This window comes from Salmonella sp. SJTUF15570, from assembly GCF_043357055.1.
GTDB classification, from domain to species: Bacteria; Pseudomonadota; Gammaproteobacteria; order Enterobacterales; family Enterobacteriaceae; genus Salmonella; species Salmonella enterica.
On the sequence record NZ_JBEUKJ010000008.1, the window covers coordinates 143,312 to 157,662 of the forward strand.

The 14,351-nt window shown below is 54.8% G+C and carries 13 protein-coding genes; all 13 read right to left on the reverse strand.

Features of this window, described 5'->3' with window-relative positions; genetic code table 11:
- Positions 1-193: 193 nt before the first annotated feature.
- A complete protein-coding gene (locus ABVN44_RS16975; protein WP_000406466.1) occupies positions 194-415 on the reverse strand; it encodes a zinc ribbon domain-containing protein in 222 nt (73 codons plus the stop codon).
- Between the two features lie 88 nt (positions 416-503).
- On the reverse strand, positions 504-1,976 hold the full coding sequence (der, locus tag ABVN44_RS16980; protein ID WP_000249411.1) for a ribosome biogenesis GTPase Der: 1,473 nt from the start codon (positions 1,974-1,976) through the stop codon (positions 504-506).
- Positions 1,977-2,092: 116 nt separating this feature from the next.
- Complete coding sequence (bamB, locus tag ABVN44_RS16985) at positions 2,093-3,271, reverse strand: outer membrane protein assembly factor BamB (RefSeq protein ID WP_001177072.1); 1,179 nt, start codon at positions 3,269-3,271, stop codon at positions 2,093-2,095.
- 10 nt (positions 3,272-3,281) lie between these two features.
- Positions 3,282-3,902 carry a YfgM family protein gene (locus tag ABVN44_RS16990; protein WP_000409190.1) on the reverse strand — a complete coding sequence of 207 codons (621 nt, stop codon included), beginning with the start codon at positions 3,900-3,902 and terminating at the stop codon, positions 3,282-3,284.
- A 13-nt stretch (positions 3,903-3,915) separates the two neighbouring features.
- Entirely contained in the window at positions 3,916-5,190 is a 1,275-nt protein-coding gene (gene hisS, locus ABVN44_RS16995) for a histidine--tRNA ligase (RefSeq protein WP_001107139.1), read from the reverse strand.
- A 110-nt stretch (positions 5,191-5,300) separates the two neighbouring features.
- Entirely contained in the window at positions 5,301-6,419 is a 1,119-nt protein-coding gene (gene ispG / locus ABVN44_RS17000) for a flavodoxin-dependent (E)-4-hydroxy-3-methylbut-2-enyl-diphosphate synthase (RefSeq protein ID WP_000551804.1), read from the reverse strand.
- A gap of 26 nt (positions 6,420-6,445) precedes the next feature.
- Positions 6,446-7,450, reverse strand: coding sequence for a cytoskeleton protein RodZ (gene rodZ, locus ABVN44_RS17005; RefSeq protein ID WP_023231849.1), 1,005 nt, complete (start codon positions 7,448-7,450; stop codon positions 6,446-6,448).
- A gap of 291 nt (positions 7,451-7,741) precedes the next feature.
- Positions 7,742-8,908 carry a bifunctional tRNA (adenosine(37)-C2)-methyltransferase TrmG/ribosomal RNA large subunit methyltransferase RlmN gene (locus ABVN44_RS17010; protein ID WP_000003206.1) on the reverse strand — a complete coding sequence of 389 codons (1,167 nt, stop codon included), beginning with the start codon at positions 8,906-8,908 and terminating at the stop codon, positions 7,742-7,744.
- A gap of 206 nt (positions 8,909-9,114) precedes the next feature.
- Positions 9,115-9,546, reverse strand: coding sequence for a nucleoside-diphosphate kinase (gene ndk, locus ABVN44_RS17015; RefSeq protein ID WP_023231850.1), 432 nt, complete (start codon positions 9,544-9,546; stop codon positions 9,115-9,117).
- Between the two features lie 120 nt (positions 9,547-9,666).
- On the reverse strand, positions 9,667-10,530 hold the full coding sequence (locus tag ABVN44_RS17020) for a 4Fe-4S binding protein (protein ID WP_048348787.1): 864 nt from the start codon (positions 10,528-10,530) through the stop codon (positions 9,667-9,669).
- Positions 10,530-11,339 (reverse strand): dimethyl sulfoxide reductase anchor subunit family protein, encoded by an 810-nt coding sequence (locus ABVN44_RS17025; RefSeq protein WP_020899084.1) that lies wholly within the window; start codon positions 11,337-11,339, stop codon positions 10,530-10,532. Before ABVN44_RS17025 ends, ABVN44_RS17020 begins: the two co-directional genes overlap by 1 nt.
- Positions 11,332-11,961 (reverse strand): DMSO/selenate family reductase complex B subunit, encoded by a 630-nt coding sequence (locus tag ABVN44_RS17030; protein WP_000077436.1) that lies wholly within the window; start codon positions 11,959-11,961, stop codon positions 11,332-11,334. Before ABVN44_RS17030 ends, ABVN44_RS17025 begins: the two co-directional genes overlap by 8 nt.
- Positions 11,958-14,336 carry a DmsA/YnfE/YnfF family dimethyl sulfoxide reductase gene (locus ABVN44_RS17035; RefSeq protein WP_023231852.1) on the reverse strand — a complete coding sequence of 793 codons (2,379 nt, stop codon included), beginning with the start codon at positions 14,334-14,336 and terminating at the stop codon, positions 11,958-11,960. The genes ABVN44_RS17030 and ABVN44_RS17035 overlap by 4 nt, the downstream gene beginning before the upstream one ends.
- Positions 14,337-14,351: the final 15 nt, after the last annotated feature.

Here is a 14,351-nt window from a genome sequence, read left to right on the forward strand (position 1 = left end):
AAAGCTTTTATTTATTTCTAATATTAATTTTTGGGAATAATATTCTCTATAAATAGTTGAATCAATAAAAAGAATAAAATAGCCGCCGGGCAGGATACTATACTGATATTACGGGAGTATCGAATAACGCTTTTGCCCTTAGCCGGATAAGACGTCGGCGCCTCTGCTCTGCGGCGCAACGTCGACAGCGGTTTTATTGATCGGAAATGACGAAATTAACCCGTTTTTTTGAAATTAAACCATGACCGTTCTGGCAAAAATAGTCCACTGCGCCGCAGGCTTTCAACACCTGTAACGGCTGGCGGCAGTCAGGACAAAGTGCCTGTAACGAGAAATCTTTAGCGCATGTCTCGCAATGCGCAGTATCGCCATTGCGCTCCAGCGCGTGATGGCAAACGGGGCAGGTTATTTCCATAACATTCTCCTCAGGCGCATGACTCACTTTTACTTGAAAGGCCTGATAGCGCAGCGCTTGTCAGGCCTGGAATATTACTGAAAAAGCATTACTTGCTTTTCTTGATATGTTTCATCAGACGCTTACGTTTGCGCATTTGCGTTGGCGTCAGTGTGTTACGCTTGTTCGCATACGGGTTCTCCCCTTCTTTAAACTGAATGCGAATCGGCGTCCCCATCACTTCCAACGACTTGCGGAAGTAGTTCATCAGATAGCGCTTATAGGAGTCTGGCAGATCTTTTACCTGGTTGCCGTGAATAACCACAATCGGCGGGTTATAGCCGCCAGCGTGGGCATATTTCAGTTTCACACGGCGACCGCGCACCAGCGGCGGCTGATGATCTTCCACCGCCATCGTCATGATACGGGTCAGCATCGCAGTGCTCACCCGGCGAGTGGAACTGTCGTAAGCCTCGCGTACGGACTCAAACAGGTTGCCGACACCGCTGCCGTGTAGCGCAGAGATAAAATGAACGCGGGCAAAATCAATAAAGCCCAGACGGAAATCCAGCGTCTCTTTCACCTGCTCTTTGACTTCCTGACTCAGGCCATCCCATTTGTTGACTACGATAACAAGTGAGCGCCCACTATTGAGGATAAAGCCCAGCAGAGACAAATCCTGGTCGGAGATCCCCTCGCGCGCATCGATAACCAACAGTACGACGTTAGCGTCTTCAATCGCCTGCAACGTTTTAATCACCGAGAACTTTTCTACCGCATCGGTGATTTTTCCGCGCTTACGCACCCCTGCCGTGTCAATCAGCACATATTCCCGTTCGTCGCGTTCCATCGGGATATAAATGCTGTCGCGAGTGGTGCCCGGCATGTCGTATACCACCACGCGCTCTTCACCGAGAATACGGTTAGTGAGTGTGGACTTACCTACGTTCGGGCGACCGACAATCGCCAGCTTTATCGGCAGGCTTTGCGGGTCAAAATCATCTTCCGGCGCTTCTTCGCCATTTTGTTCCGCCTCGAATTGCGCCCAGTATTCCGCGTCTTCATCCACCTCTTCCTGCGGCGCGACATCATCCATCCACGGCAGAAGCACATGTTCCAGCAGGCTCAATACGCCGCGACCATGTGAGGCGGCGATAGGGTAAATTTCGCCTAATCCCAGCGAGTAAAAATCGACAACCGCCTGATCGGGATCGAGACCATCCGTTTTATTCGCCACCAGGAAGGTCGGTTTTTCACGGGAACGCAGATGTTTGGCAATCGCTTCATCCGCCGGCATCAGGCCAGCGCGCGCATCTACCATGAATAACACCACATCCGCTTCTTCAATCGCCAGCAGCGACTGTTCCGCCATCCGCGTTTCGACGCCGTCTTCGGTGCCGTCAATACCGCCGGTGTCGATACAGATAAACTCGCGGCCTTCAACTTCCGCACGACCGTACTTACGGTCACGAGTCAGACCCGGGAAATCCGCAACCAGCGCATCTCGGGTGCGGGTCAGACGGTTAAATAGCGTGGATTTTCCGACGTTAGGGCGCCCGACAAGCGCGACCACAGGTACCATGTTTAAAGCCTCATTAAAAAAATCATCAGACAACGCGCGCATTTTGCGCCATTGTTAAAAACAGGAAAACGGCCCCTACACCAGGAGCCGTTTTTTAAAACGCACAACCGTGACGATTAACGCGTAATCGCGTAGACCGTACCGTCTTTGGCCTGGATGAGCAGTTTACCATCCGCCACCGTTGGTTCGGTCAGGAAACCGGAACTGTCTACTTTTTGTTGGGCCACAAAACGCCCGTCATCAACATTAATCCAGTGCAGATAACCTTCGCTATCGCCGACGACTAAATCACCATTATACAGCACCGGGGAGGTCAGCAAACGGTGCAGCAGATCGCTTTGCGTCCACAGCGTTACGCCGCCGTCAGTGGTCAGCGCCAGCACGCGATCGTTCTGATCGACCAGGTAGATACGGTCGCCGTCGACAATAAAGTCATTGACCGAACCCAGCTCGCGTTTCCACATAATCTGACCACTGCGCAGATCCAGCGCCGTTAAGTTACCATTATACGCCAACGCGTAAACAACGCCGTTTACCACAACCGGCGTGGTATCAACGTCGCTCAGACGGTCAATTTCCGTTGGGCCAGTGGCCTGGGAGATACGCTGTTGCCAAATCATCTGGCCTTGTTGCATCAACACGGCGCTGACGCGGCCATTATCACCACCAACAATAGCCGCGCCGAACGCGGTTGCCGGCGCAGATTCGCCGCGCAGCGACAACGAAGGCATATCCAGGTTCACCGTCCATTTAATGGCGCCATCCGCCTGATTTAGCGCCTGCAACTGACCGTTGCTGGTATGGATAAGGACGATTCCATCACTGACAACCGGGCGAGACAACGCTTCGCCTGCGACCTTCGTCTGCCATGCTGTAGTGCCGTCGCTGGTATTCAGCGCATAAACCTCGGCCTTTTCACTGCCGATATAGACGTGACCGCCCGCGACAGTGACGCCGCCGGACAACAGCGCGGACGAACGAGAGAACCAGCCGTCTTTCTCGCCCAGATTCACAGACCAGATCTCTTTGCCATCATCCGCATTGAGCGCTTTTACCACGCCCGCGCGATCGGCTGCATAGACCACGTTATCTGCCATTACCGGATGAAGGTTAGAATAAAATTCGCCAATTCCGTTACCGACAGAGGTGCTCCAGACAGTGGTCGGTGTAAACTGGTTTTCAACCTGCGGTAATGGAGACATCTTGACGACATCTTCTTCGCCGCTAAACAGTGAACAGCCGCTGAGCAGGGTAACGGAAAGCAACCCTGGCAGAAGTAATTTACGCAATTGCATCGGGTCCCTCTCAGATGGACAAATTATTGATTTTCATCTGCATCATTTCGCTCAACGCCGGAGAAGCATCGCTATTGACGCCCGCTTCCCATGCGCTGCGCGCGCCTTTTTTATCACCCTTACTCAGCAACGCTTCGCCGCGCAAATCAGCGACAATGGCCGTCCATCCTTCGCCTTTAACGGCATCCAGAGTTTTCAGCGCGGCGTCAGCTTGCTTAAGCTGCAACTGAACGCGAGCGAGACGCAGATTAATCACCGCTTTGAGATTTTCATCGCTGGTGGCCGCCAACCCCTGCTGCAACTGGGCTTCGGCTTTTTTAAGTTCATTCTTATCCACAAACTGCTGCGCCAGTTCCATAGACGCCAGCGCACCATAGGTATTTTTATTCTCAGCCGCGAATTTTTCAGCGGCGGGAATGCTATCCGGCTTATCGGCGCTTACCGCCGTCACCGCATTTTGATACGCCAGAGAAGCAGCACGCGCGGACTCCGTCTGATGGCTGCTCCAGTAACGCCAGCCAACCAGCGCGCCAACCCCTAAAATCACTCCGACAGCCAGCGCTTTGCCGTTTTCGGCAAAGAAGCGTTTAATCGCATCCACCTGGTCGTGTTCGTTCTCGTAAATTTCCACGCTGTCCTTCTCCTTAGCCCAATAAAGTGCGCAAATGCGCGGCGACGCTGTCCTGCGCCACTGCCGTTTGCTCACCGGAGCGCAAATCCTTCACTACAACAGTCCCATCGGCGACTTCAGATTCGCCAAGAACCAGTGCAATACGGGCGCCCCACTTATCGGCGCGGGCAAACTGTTTCTTAAAGTTGCCGCCGCCGTGGTTTGTCATTAGCTTCACGCCTGGCATTTCATCGCGCAGCCGCTCCGCCAGCGTCATTGCCGCAGACTGCGTTTGTGCGCCGGCAGCTACCAGGTATATATCGACAACAGGAGAGGCAATAAATTCCGGATTAACTGCCTGAACTAACAAAACAAGTCGTTCCAGGCCCATCGCAAAGCCCACTGCCGGGGTAGCGCGACCGCCCAGTTGTTCCACCAGACCGTCATAACGACCACCCGCACAGACGGTGCCTTGTGACCCCAGACTGTTTGTTACCCATTCAAATACGGTGCGGTTGTAGTAATCCAGACCGCGTACCAGACGCTGGTTGACGGTGTAGGCAATCCCCGCCGCGTCCAGCAATTTACACAGGCCGGCAAAGTGCTCGCGTGAATCGTCATCGAGATAGTCGCCGAGAGCGGGCGCGTCGTTGAGCAGCGCCTGCACGTCCGGATTTTTTGAATCCAGCACGCGCAGCGGATTGGTATACATACGGCGTTTGCAGTCTTCGTCCAGCGTCTCTTGATGCTGTTCGAGGAACGCGACCAGCGCATCGCGATAGTTCGCACGCGCCTCTAATGAACCAATAGAGTTCAGCTCCAGGCTAACGTGGTCAGCGATGCCCAGCGCGCGCCACCAGCGTGCGGTCAGCATAATCAGCTCCGCGTCAATATCCGGGCCTTGTAAGCCGAAGACTTCGGCGCCTAGCTGATGGAACTGACGGTAGCGGCCTTTTTGCGGACGCTCATGACGGAACATCGGGCCGATATACCACAAACGCTGTTCCTGATTGTACAGGAGACCATGTTCGATGCCGGCGCGTACACAGCCCGCCGTACCTTCAGGGCGCAATGTCAGGCTATCGCCGTTGCGATCCTCAAAGGTGTACATCTCTTTTTCAACTACGTCAGTAACTTCACCGATCGCACGTTTGAATAACGGGGTCTGCTCTACAATCGGCAAGCGGATTTCACTGTAACCGTAGCTGCCGAGCACGTTTTTGAGTGTGCCTTCAATGCGCTGCCAGATGGCGGTTTCGCCAGGCAGATAATCGTTCATGCCGCGAATGGCTTGAATGTTTTTTGCCACGTTTATTCTCTTTCTGAATATAAAAATGAACCCTCAGCGCTTCCCCGAACGAACCGGGAGCCATGCGGGTTCAATCATACACGGGAAGCGCGCCGCTTCCCATCACGTTCTTATTTTTCAACCTGCAGCACGTCAATCCGACGCGCTTCATCAAGTTGACTTGCTTTCGCGCGAATACGGGATTCAAGCTGCGCGATCATATCGTCGTTATCGAGTCTGTCCTTACGCACGCCGTCTTCATACAGGCCGCTTTTCTTATTGCCGCCCGTCACACCCAGCGTCGATACCAGCGCTTCGCCCGGCCCGTTCACTACGCAACCGATGATCGAGACGTCCATCGGGGTGATGATATCTTCCAGACGCTGCTCCAGCGCGTTCACCGTGCCGATAACGTCGAACTCCTGGCGAGAACAGGTCGGGCAAGCGATGAAATTGATGCCGCGCGCGCGAATGCGCAGCGACTTCAGGATATCAAAACCGACTTTGATCTCTTCCACCGGGTCGGCCGCCAACGATACGCGCAGCGTGTCGCCGATACCTTCCGATAACAGCAGACCTAAACCGATCGCCGACTTGACCGCCCCGCTACGCGCGCCGCCCGCTTCGGTGATCCCCAGATGCAGCGGCTGATCGATCTGTTTAGCCAACAAACGATAAGACTCAACGGCAAGGAATACATCGGACGCTTTTACGCTCACTTTGAACTGATCAAAGTTGAGACGATCGAGATGATCGACATGGCGCATGGCTGATTCCAGCAGCGCCTGCGGCGTCGGCTCACCGTATTTTTCCTGCAGATCTTTTTCCAGCGATCCGGCATTTACGCCTATACGAATAGGGATGTTTTTGTCGCGCGCGCAGTCCACCACCATACGAATACGTTCTTCGTTACCGATATTGCCGGGGTTGATACGCAAGCAGTCAACGCCGTATTCCGCCACCTTCAGCGCAATGCGGTAGTCGAAGTGAATATCGGCAACCAGCGGGACGTTAACCTGCTGTTTGATAAGCTTGAACGCTTCGGCGGCGTCCATGGTCGGTACAGAAACACGAACAATATCTGCGCCAACGCGCTCCAGCGCTTTGATCTGATTAACCGTCGCTTCCACGTCAGTGGTACGCGTGTTAGTCATCGACTGGACGGCGATGGGGGCGCCATCGCCAATCGGCACATTCCCAACGTAAATACGTGTCGATTTTCTACGTTGAATCGGAGCCTGGTTATGCATGAAAAATCTCCCGCGTTACCCGTCTGTTACTGCGCCGGTGTCGGTTCGGCATTAAGGGTCAGACGCGCAACCTGATTAGTTCTGATAAAGCGGCTCAGATCGACAGGTTTTCCTTGATACTGGATCTGCACCGCGGCCGGCGCGCCAATTTTAAGTTTATAAGGCGCCTGACCGGTTAGGTTTAAATTGCCATCTTTACGCTGCATACCGCTAAACAGCTTCTTACCCGTGGCGTCAGTGACTTCGAGCCAGCAGTCAGCGGTAAAATTCATCACCAGCGCGTTCGGATCGGCAGCAGGCGCCGCTACGCCAGCCTGACTGGTCGGCAGCGCGGACGGCGTCTCCGTTGCCGCTGGCGCGGCAGATGTCGCAGCCGTATCGACATTCGCCTGCGAAGGCGCGACTACCGTATTTTGCGCCGCCGCCGCCGTTGGCGCTGGCGTTTGCGTCGCCGCCGTCGAATCAACCGGCGTCGCAGGAGCCGGAGCCGTTTGCGCTGGCGTCGTATCCTGGCTTGTCGCGGCACCGGTGTCCAGCGGTACGCTTTGGCCGCTGTCTTTATCTGCGTTCAGTTCAGCCGTGCTTTGATCGGCCATTGTCGTGATCTCTTCCTGCTGCGCCTTATGGTTCTGCCACCACCAGGCGCCGGTCAGCCCTACGACCACAAACAGTACCAGCCAGGTAAAAGACATTAACCAGCCGTCGCGTTTTTTACGACGCTTTCCTAATGAGAAACTCTGCATCGGGGCGACTTTGGCGGCGCGCAGCGGGGCCTGCTTTTCCAGCCCCGGCAACAGTTCCTCTTCTGGAACATGCACCAGACGCGCATATGAGCGGATATATCCGCGCAGGAAGGTTGAAGCAAGATCGGACGGCGCCTTATCTTCTTCAATATCGCGTACCGTAGAAACCTTCAGGCAAAGTCGCTCAGCGACAGCCTGCTGGCTGAGTCCGAGTTGTTCACGGGCATTGCGCAGACGAACGCCGGTGGTTTGTGCTTCATTTTGGTCGTGCGTGGCTTCAGTATTCATTCGCTACAGCTACAGGTACGTGTAAATTAGGATTCAGGCGCCGACGAGCCGTAATGCCCGCCCACACCGCGAAACATCAGGTTAGTTAACCTTAGTCAGACAGTATAAGCCTGTCAGGCCGCAGATGACAAAACCGCTAAGACACAAGGCTAAACTCTTGTTGCACCATTACATACTGCCTTAAAGTCGACAAAAACGCACCGTTATTATTGACCAGACAAGTACAACGCCAGACATTATTCAACTGACATTGCGCCACGGTATAATGAATGCACCGTGGCGCAACTGCTATCAAATAGCCTTGATGTCAATCACCTCTCCCTGCATACGCTTACGCAGGGTACGTTTAGTACGGTCAATCACATCGCCTGCCAACTGTCCGCATGCCGCATCAATGTCATCGCCACGCGTCTTGCGTACGATGGTCGTGAAACCATAACTCATCAAAACTTTAGAAAAGCGATCGATACGGCTGTTAGAGCTGCGGCCATACGGCGCGCCAGGGAATGGGTTCCACGGAATCAGATTAATCTTGCAAGGCGTCTCTTTTAATAGCTCCGCCAGTTGATGCGCGTGTTCAGTGCCGTCGTTGACGTGGTCAAGCATCACGTATTCAATCGTCACGCGCCCCTGATTGGCGTTGGATTTCTCCAGATAGCGGCGAACCGCGCCCAGGAACGTTTCGATATTGTATTTTTTGTTGATCGGGACGATTTCGTCGCGAATAGTGTCATTCGGCGCATGTAAGGAGATAGCCAGCGCGACATCTATCATATCGCCCAGTTTATCCAGCGCAGGCACCACGCCGGACGTTGAGAGCGTGACACGACGTTTGGACAGGCCGAAACCAAAGTCATCGAGCATAATTTCCATCGCCGGTACGACATTGGTCAGGTTAAGCAATGGCTCGCCCATCCCCATCATGACCACGTTGGTGATCGGACGCTGGCCGGTGACTTTGGCCGCGCCGACGATTTTCGCCGCACGCCAGACCTGACCGATAATTTCCGATACGCGCAGGTTGCGGTTAAAGCCCTGCTGCGCAGTTGAACAAAACTTGCACTCCAGCGCGCACCCTACCTGTGAAGAGACGCACAGCGTAGCGCGGTCGTCTTCCGGGATATAGACCGTTTCAACGCGCTGATCGCCGACAGCAATCGCCCACTTAATGGTGCCGTCTGAGGAACGCTGCTCTTCAACGACCTCCGGCGCGCGGATTTCCGCGACCTCTTTTAATTTGCCGCGCAACACTTTGTTGATGTCGGTCATCTCATCAAAATTATCGCAGCAATAGTGATACATCCATTTCATCACCTGATCGGCGCGGAAAGGCTTTTCACCTAAGTTTTTAAAAAACTCGCGCATCTGCTGACGGTTGAGATCCAGCAGGTTGATTTTTGTTTCGTTGTTAAGAACTACCGGGGTACTGCTTTCAGGTGTGACAATTTGTTCAGACATATGCTATTCCGGCCTCGTTATTACACGTTATGGCCCCTGGAGGGTTGAAAAAAGAAACGCCCCGGTAAGCTTACTGCTCGTCCGGGGGCGCTGCATTGTACAAATTCTGGCGTAAGGATGCCACGTCTGCACGCGGCATTAGCAAAAATAATATTTGAACCGATAATTTATCGCCAACGCATTTGCAGCGTGAAAGACGAAGGAGATTAACGGGTGCGCGGGCACACTTCGCCTTCACCGAAGAAAAAGGCGATTTCGCGCTGCGCGGATTCCAGCGAATCCGAACCGTGGGTGCCGTTTTCAGTTAAGCTATCAGCGTAGTCGGCGCGCAGCGTACCCGCCAACGCGTTCGCCGGATCGGTGGCGCCAAGCAGATCGCGGTGACGCTGTACCGCATTTTCACTTTCCAGCACGGATACCACGATAGGGCCAGAGGTCATGAACTCCACCAGACCGTCAAAGAACGGCTTGCCGTCGTGCTCAGCATAGAAGCCGCGCGCCTGCTCAACGGTCAGGTGCAGCATTTTAGTGCCAACAATTTTGAACCCTGCAGCTTCAAAGCGCGCAAAGATGCTGCCAATAACGTTTTTTGCCACCGCGTTGGGTTTAATGATGGAAAAAGTCCGTTCAATAGCCATGTTTACCTCTGAAATATGTTCTGTTGTTATGTCAGGCGCGGATTATAAAGAGCATCCCATCAATTGCCTATGGATGCAGGTAACATTTTTTTAAAATAAAATGAGCATTAGCAACAAAAGTTAAAGGCGCACAGCAAACTCAGGGGACTGACACAGCACGCAGTGCGTGTGTTCAGGCGTGAGAGCATGGAAAGTACGTTTGCAGCTTTCGCAGGTGAGCGTATACGCCGCACTATGCCGCGTTGAGGCGGGTTCCACGTCAAACCGCAGCCGCAGCGCCTGATGCGGACATACCGCCGCACAGCCGCCGCATCCCGTACAACGCGCCGCCGCTATCGTCAGGGTATTGTCGTCAAACTGGATAACGTTCTCCGGGCAGCTTCGCCAGCAGGCGCCGCACATCCTGCACTCTTGCGGACTGATTTCGGGTACGCATTCGCTGAACGCGGAAAACGCCTGTCTGAGACGCCGTTTCCCCGGCTCGACGGCGCACGGGGTAATGGCGTCGCGCGGAACATGAAACAGAGTGCGCCGCGAGGCGTTAATCTCCGCGCCGACAACGTGTTTGAAAGACCAGCCCGGCTCGCCGTAGCGGCGCAGCGCTAAATTTAGCCCCGCCAGCGCCATCAGCCACTGCGCCGATCGCTCCACCGCAATATCAATAAAGCGAATACCGTACTGGCTGTGCCAGAGAAGCAGTTCATCGACCGTTGGCGCCTGTAGCGAAAACGGCCCCACCAACGTATCCCCCTGCACAAAGCGTTTAACCGGTTTGATACCGGTAATGGCGTCAACAGGACAGACAAACAGACAGTCGCCACAGGCTATGCAGCGTGTCGTATCTATGCTGACCTGCCCCTGCGCCAGCGAAAACGCCTGCGCCGGACAAACATCGGTGCAAGCGCGGCAGGAAGAAAAACGAAAGCGACGACGGACGCAGGCCTGCGTCACGTCTACCGCCGGATCGATCGTCAGGTTAACCATCAGCCAATACTAAAGAAGACGTAGCGCAGCATAATCTCGCCGAGAAGCAGCAATACGCTGCCCGCCACCAGAGTCCCTCTGGCGTTTCGCAGACCGCCTGCGGCAAAGCAGAGCATTCCCGCCGCTGAGACACACCAGCCGAGAAGATAGACGTCACGCAACTGCGCCAGCGCCTGTAGCGGATGATGCGGGAAAGTGACGACCGTCGTATCCACCGCATTAATATCCGCCAGCCATAGCGGCTGCATGATCAGGCGAATCAGCACCATCAGTGCGACCACCACCACAGCGCAGCGCATTGCGGCGCCAGCGTTGCGTAGATAAGCCAGCGCAATGACTACCGAGCCGATAATGCCTGACGTGCCAAAGAACAGCGCCAGCGTGTTGCTATGCTGCCAGGTCGCCACCGAGGCATGGATATAAACCTGCGCCATGCAGAATACATCCACCAGCCCAAACGCTGCCGCCAGCGCCAGCAGCGGCTGCCAGCCTGGCTTTCGGAAAAACAGCAGCACAACCCCTAGCCCCAGCGCCGCCAGATAAAGGCTGGCAAAGACGATTTCGCGACTCAGCCACGAACTGGCGACATGACGTAACGCATTTAGCGCATTCAGGGGATAGCCCATGTGCAGCGCTGAAGCAAGCAGCCCCACGCAGGCCAGTACAAACGCCCCCGCCATCGCGGGAAGCGCGCCGCGTGCAGGCACGCGTCCCTCTACGGCGTACTGGCGGCCCAACGCCAGCCACAGAGTCACACCCACAGACCCTTGCAAACAGAGCGTAAAAATCAGCAGCGGTAACTCATGCATGGCGTTTACCCTCTTTTTCTGCGCCCTGATGCGCTTTGACAACCAGATTAGGTTTGGTTATGGATGAGTCTGGCAGCCCGTTAACGTCGCATACGCTACCGTACTTCGCGCGCAGTTCATCAATCGGGCCAAACTTGATGGCCTCCAGCGGACAGGTCGCAACACAGACGGGCGGTTCACCTTTCGCCAGTAAATCAACGCACATGTCGCACTTGGACATTTGGCCAGTCTGCTCGTTAAGCTGCGGCGCGCCGTAAGGGCAGGACCAGGCGCAATAGCCACAGCCGACGCATTTGTCGGTATCAACGCGCACGATGCCGTCGCCCGGGCGTTTATGCATAGCGGTAGTCGGGCAATTTTTGGTGCAGACAGGGTCCGCACAGTGGTTGCAGGAAATGGAAAGCGTATAAGCAAATACGTTATTGCTGACCCCGCCCTGCCCGGTCGGGATGAAACTTCCGCCCTTGACTTCATAGACGCGGCGGAAACGACGGCCTACTTCCAGATTGTTTTTGTCTTTGCAGGCCACCTGGCAGGCTTTACAACCGGAGCAGCGTGAGGAGTCGATGAAAAACCCCAGTTGTTTATCGCTCACCGGCGGGTAATGTGTAAACTGACTCATGCTTTAGCCACCTCCACCAGCATGGTTTGATGTGAATTTCCCTTCGCCAGCGCGGTAATACGGGCCGAGCTGAGGACGTTCGCACAGCCGCCTTTATCAATACCGTGCTCATCCGGCTGCCACCAGGCGCCGGCCTGCATCGCGACAACGCCGGGAATAATGCGCGGCGTCACTTCCGCCGGGATTTCGCAAATCCCGCGTGAGTTATGAATGCGCACCATGTCGCCATGCGTAATGCCGCGCTTTTGCGCATCCTGCGGGTTGATCCACAATGTCTGCTGCTGCACTTCAATCAGCCACGGGTTAGCGTATTGCGTTGAGTTGGCGCGGTTTTTTCCTTTCCACGTAATTAACTGGAGCGGAAAATCTTTCGCCAGCGCATCCTCCGGGCCTTCATGCGCGGGAACGTAGTGCGATAACGCCGGGATTTCCGGATGCTGCATGTCGTACAGGCGCTTCGAGAAGATCTCTATTTTCCCTGACGGCGTCGGGAACGGATGATTTTCCGGATCGCGAATATTGTCTTCAAAGGCGATAAATGGCGCGCTTTTGAACAGATGCTGACGGGTCTTTTGCAGCGTGGCGAAATCCGGCAGATTTTCGTCCGGCATCGCCAGGCGCGTCTGTTCCCAGATGTGTTCAATCCACGCTTTCTCATCGCGCCCCTGGCTAAATTCATTCTCAATGCCTAATTTCGCCGCCACCTCACGTAGCCAGTCGTAGTCGGAGCGCCGCTCAAATTCAGGCTCGATCAGTTTTTCAGAGAGTATCAGGTAGCTTGCCGTACCCCAGGTTTCACCGATGTTCCAGCGTTCCATAAAGCTGGTTTCCGGCAGCAGTAGATCAGCGTATTTCGCGCTCGGCGTCATAAACAGATCGCTGGCGACAATAAACTGGATCTTTGATTCATCCTCCAGTACGCGTACCGCCTGGTGCAGATCGGGGTTCTGATTCGCCAGATAGTTCCCGGCCAGCGAGAACAGAATACGAATGTTACTGTCCAGCTTATCGGCATCTTTCAGCCCCATATCCGGCGTCACTTTGCTGGCGTCGTCTGCGGCCTGCACCCAGTTCATCACCGAAATTTTGGCTTTTACCGGGTTATCCGGCATCTCCGGACCCGCGGCGAATTTACGGTTAGCGCAGCCGCCGTAACCCGCAGCCCAACCGCCTTTGATGCCGACATTACCGGTAATGGTCGCCAGTAGGGTCGAGCCGCGCGCGGTGCGCTCGCCGCAGTTGTGGCGCTGTGGTCCCCACCCCTGAATCAACGCGGCGGGTTTGGTATTCGCGTAATCACGCGCTAACTGGCGTATGGTTTGCGCCGGCACATGGGTGATCTTTTCCGCCCACTCGGGGGACTTAACGACACCGTCTTTGGCGCCGGTCAGATACGCCACCAGCGATTCGTTAGCCGGTACGCCTTCCGGCATTGAGTCTTCGTCAAAACCGATAGCGTAGCGCGCAATAAATGCGCGATCGTGCAGATTCTCGCTGATGATGACGTACATCATCGCGTCCATCAGCGCATTGTCGGTGGTGGGCAGTAGCGGGATCCACTGATCCGCCAGCGACGAAACGGTGTCGGAATAGCGCGGATCGACCACGATAAACCGCGTACCGTTCTGCTTCATCTTCTGCAAGAAATAGTTGGTATGACCAAAAATGGTCTCCGTCGGGTTATGGCCCCACAGAATCACCAGTTTGGTGTCCAAAAGCGTATCCAGCGAACTGCCGCTGGCGGCAATGCCGTAAGTATAAGGCGTCGCGGCCGCCGTGTTGCCCATACTCACAGAATGGTAGCTTTCGAGATAGCCGCCGGTCAGATTCAGCAGGCGACGCGCCATTTTATCGCCGGAAAAGGTGCCGCCGGAAACGGCGGTGCCAACATGAACATAGCGCGAAGCCGGGCCATATTTTTCAGTAATCGATTTTAAATTATCGGCGATTAAGGTTGTCGCTTCATCCCAGGAAATTCGCTCGAATTTTCCTTCACCGCGTTTTCCTACGCGCTTCATGGGATATTTAAGTCTGTCAGGATGATAAACAAATTTACGGTATGCGCGTCCACGAACACAGGCACGCATCACCGGCATTTGCGCATCCAGCGCATTATCCGGTCGCGTTGAAATTCGCGTCACGATACCGTCACTAACATGCGCCCGAATATCGCATTTGCCCCCGCAGTCAAAAGTGCTGCATGTCTGAACGACTTTTTCCGCAGGCCTGTTTTCAGTTGCCGTCACAGCACGCGCCTGAGCGGTAGCTGGCGAGGAGACAAACGGTAACGCAATAAGCGCGGAGCTGGCCTGGATAAAGTGGCGGCGAGAAATAGCGGGCTGTTCGCCATTTCCCTGGCTTTTTATATTTTTCATGATCCGACTCGTCAA

Bases quoted from the DNA above. Each gene is read 5' to 3' on its own strand.
- ABVN44_RS16975 (WP_000406466.1), bottom strand. From the start codon at position 415: ATGGAAATAACCTGCCCCGTTTGCCATCACGCGCTGGAGCGCAATGGC.
- der (WP_000249411.1), bottom strand. From the start codon at position 1,976: ATGGTACCTGTGGTCGCGCTTGTCGGGCGCCCTAACGTCGGAAAATCC.
- bamB (WP_001177072.1), bottom strand. From the start codon at position 3,271: ATGCAATTGCGTAAATTACTTCTGCCAGGGTTGCTTTCCGTTACCCTG.
- ispG (WP_000551804.1), bottom strand. From the start codon at position 6,419: ATGCATAACCAGGCTCCGATTCAACGTAGAAAATCGACACGTATTTAC.
- rodZ (WP_023231849.1), bottom strand. From the start codon at position 7,450: ATGAATACTGAAGCCACGCACGACCAAAATGAAGCACAAACCACCGGC.
- ABVN44_RS17010 (WP_000003206.1), bottom strand. From the start codon at position 8,908: ATGTCTGAACAAATTGTCACACCTGAAAGCAGTACCCCGGTAGTTCTT.
- ndk (WP_023231850.1), bottom strand. From the start codon at position 9,546: ATGGCTATTGAACGGACTTTTTCCATCATTAAACCCAACGCGGTGGCA.
- ABVN44_RS17020 (WP_048348787.1), bottom strand. From the start codon at position 10,530: ATGGTTAACCTGACGATCGATCCGGCGGTAGACGTGACGCAGGCCTGC.
- ABVN44_RS17025 (WP_020899084.1), bottom strand. From the start codon at position 11,339: ATGCATGAGTTACCGCTGCTGATTTTTACGCTCTGTTTGCAAGGGTCT.
- ABVN44_RS17030 (WP_000077436.1), bottom strand. From the start codon at position 11,961: ATGAGTCAGTTTACACATTACCCGCCGGTGAGCGATAAACAACTGGGG.
- ABVN44_RS17035 (WP_023231852.1), bottom strand. From the start codon at position 14,336: ATGAAAAATATAAAAAGCCAGGGAAATGGCGAACAGCCCGCTATTTCT.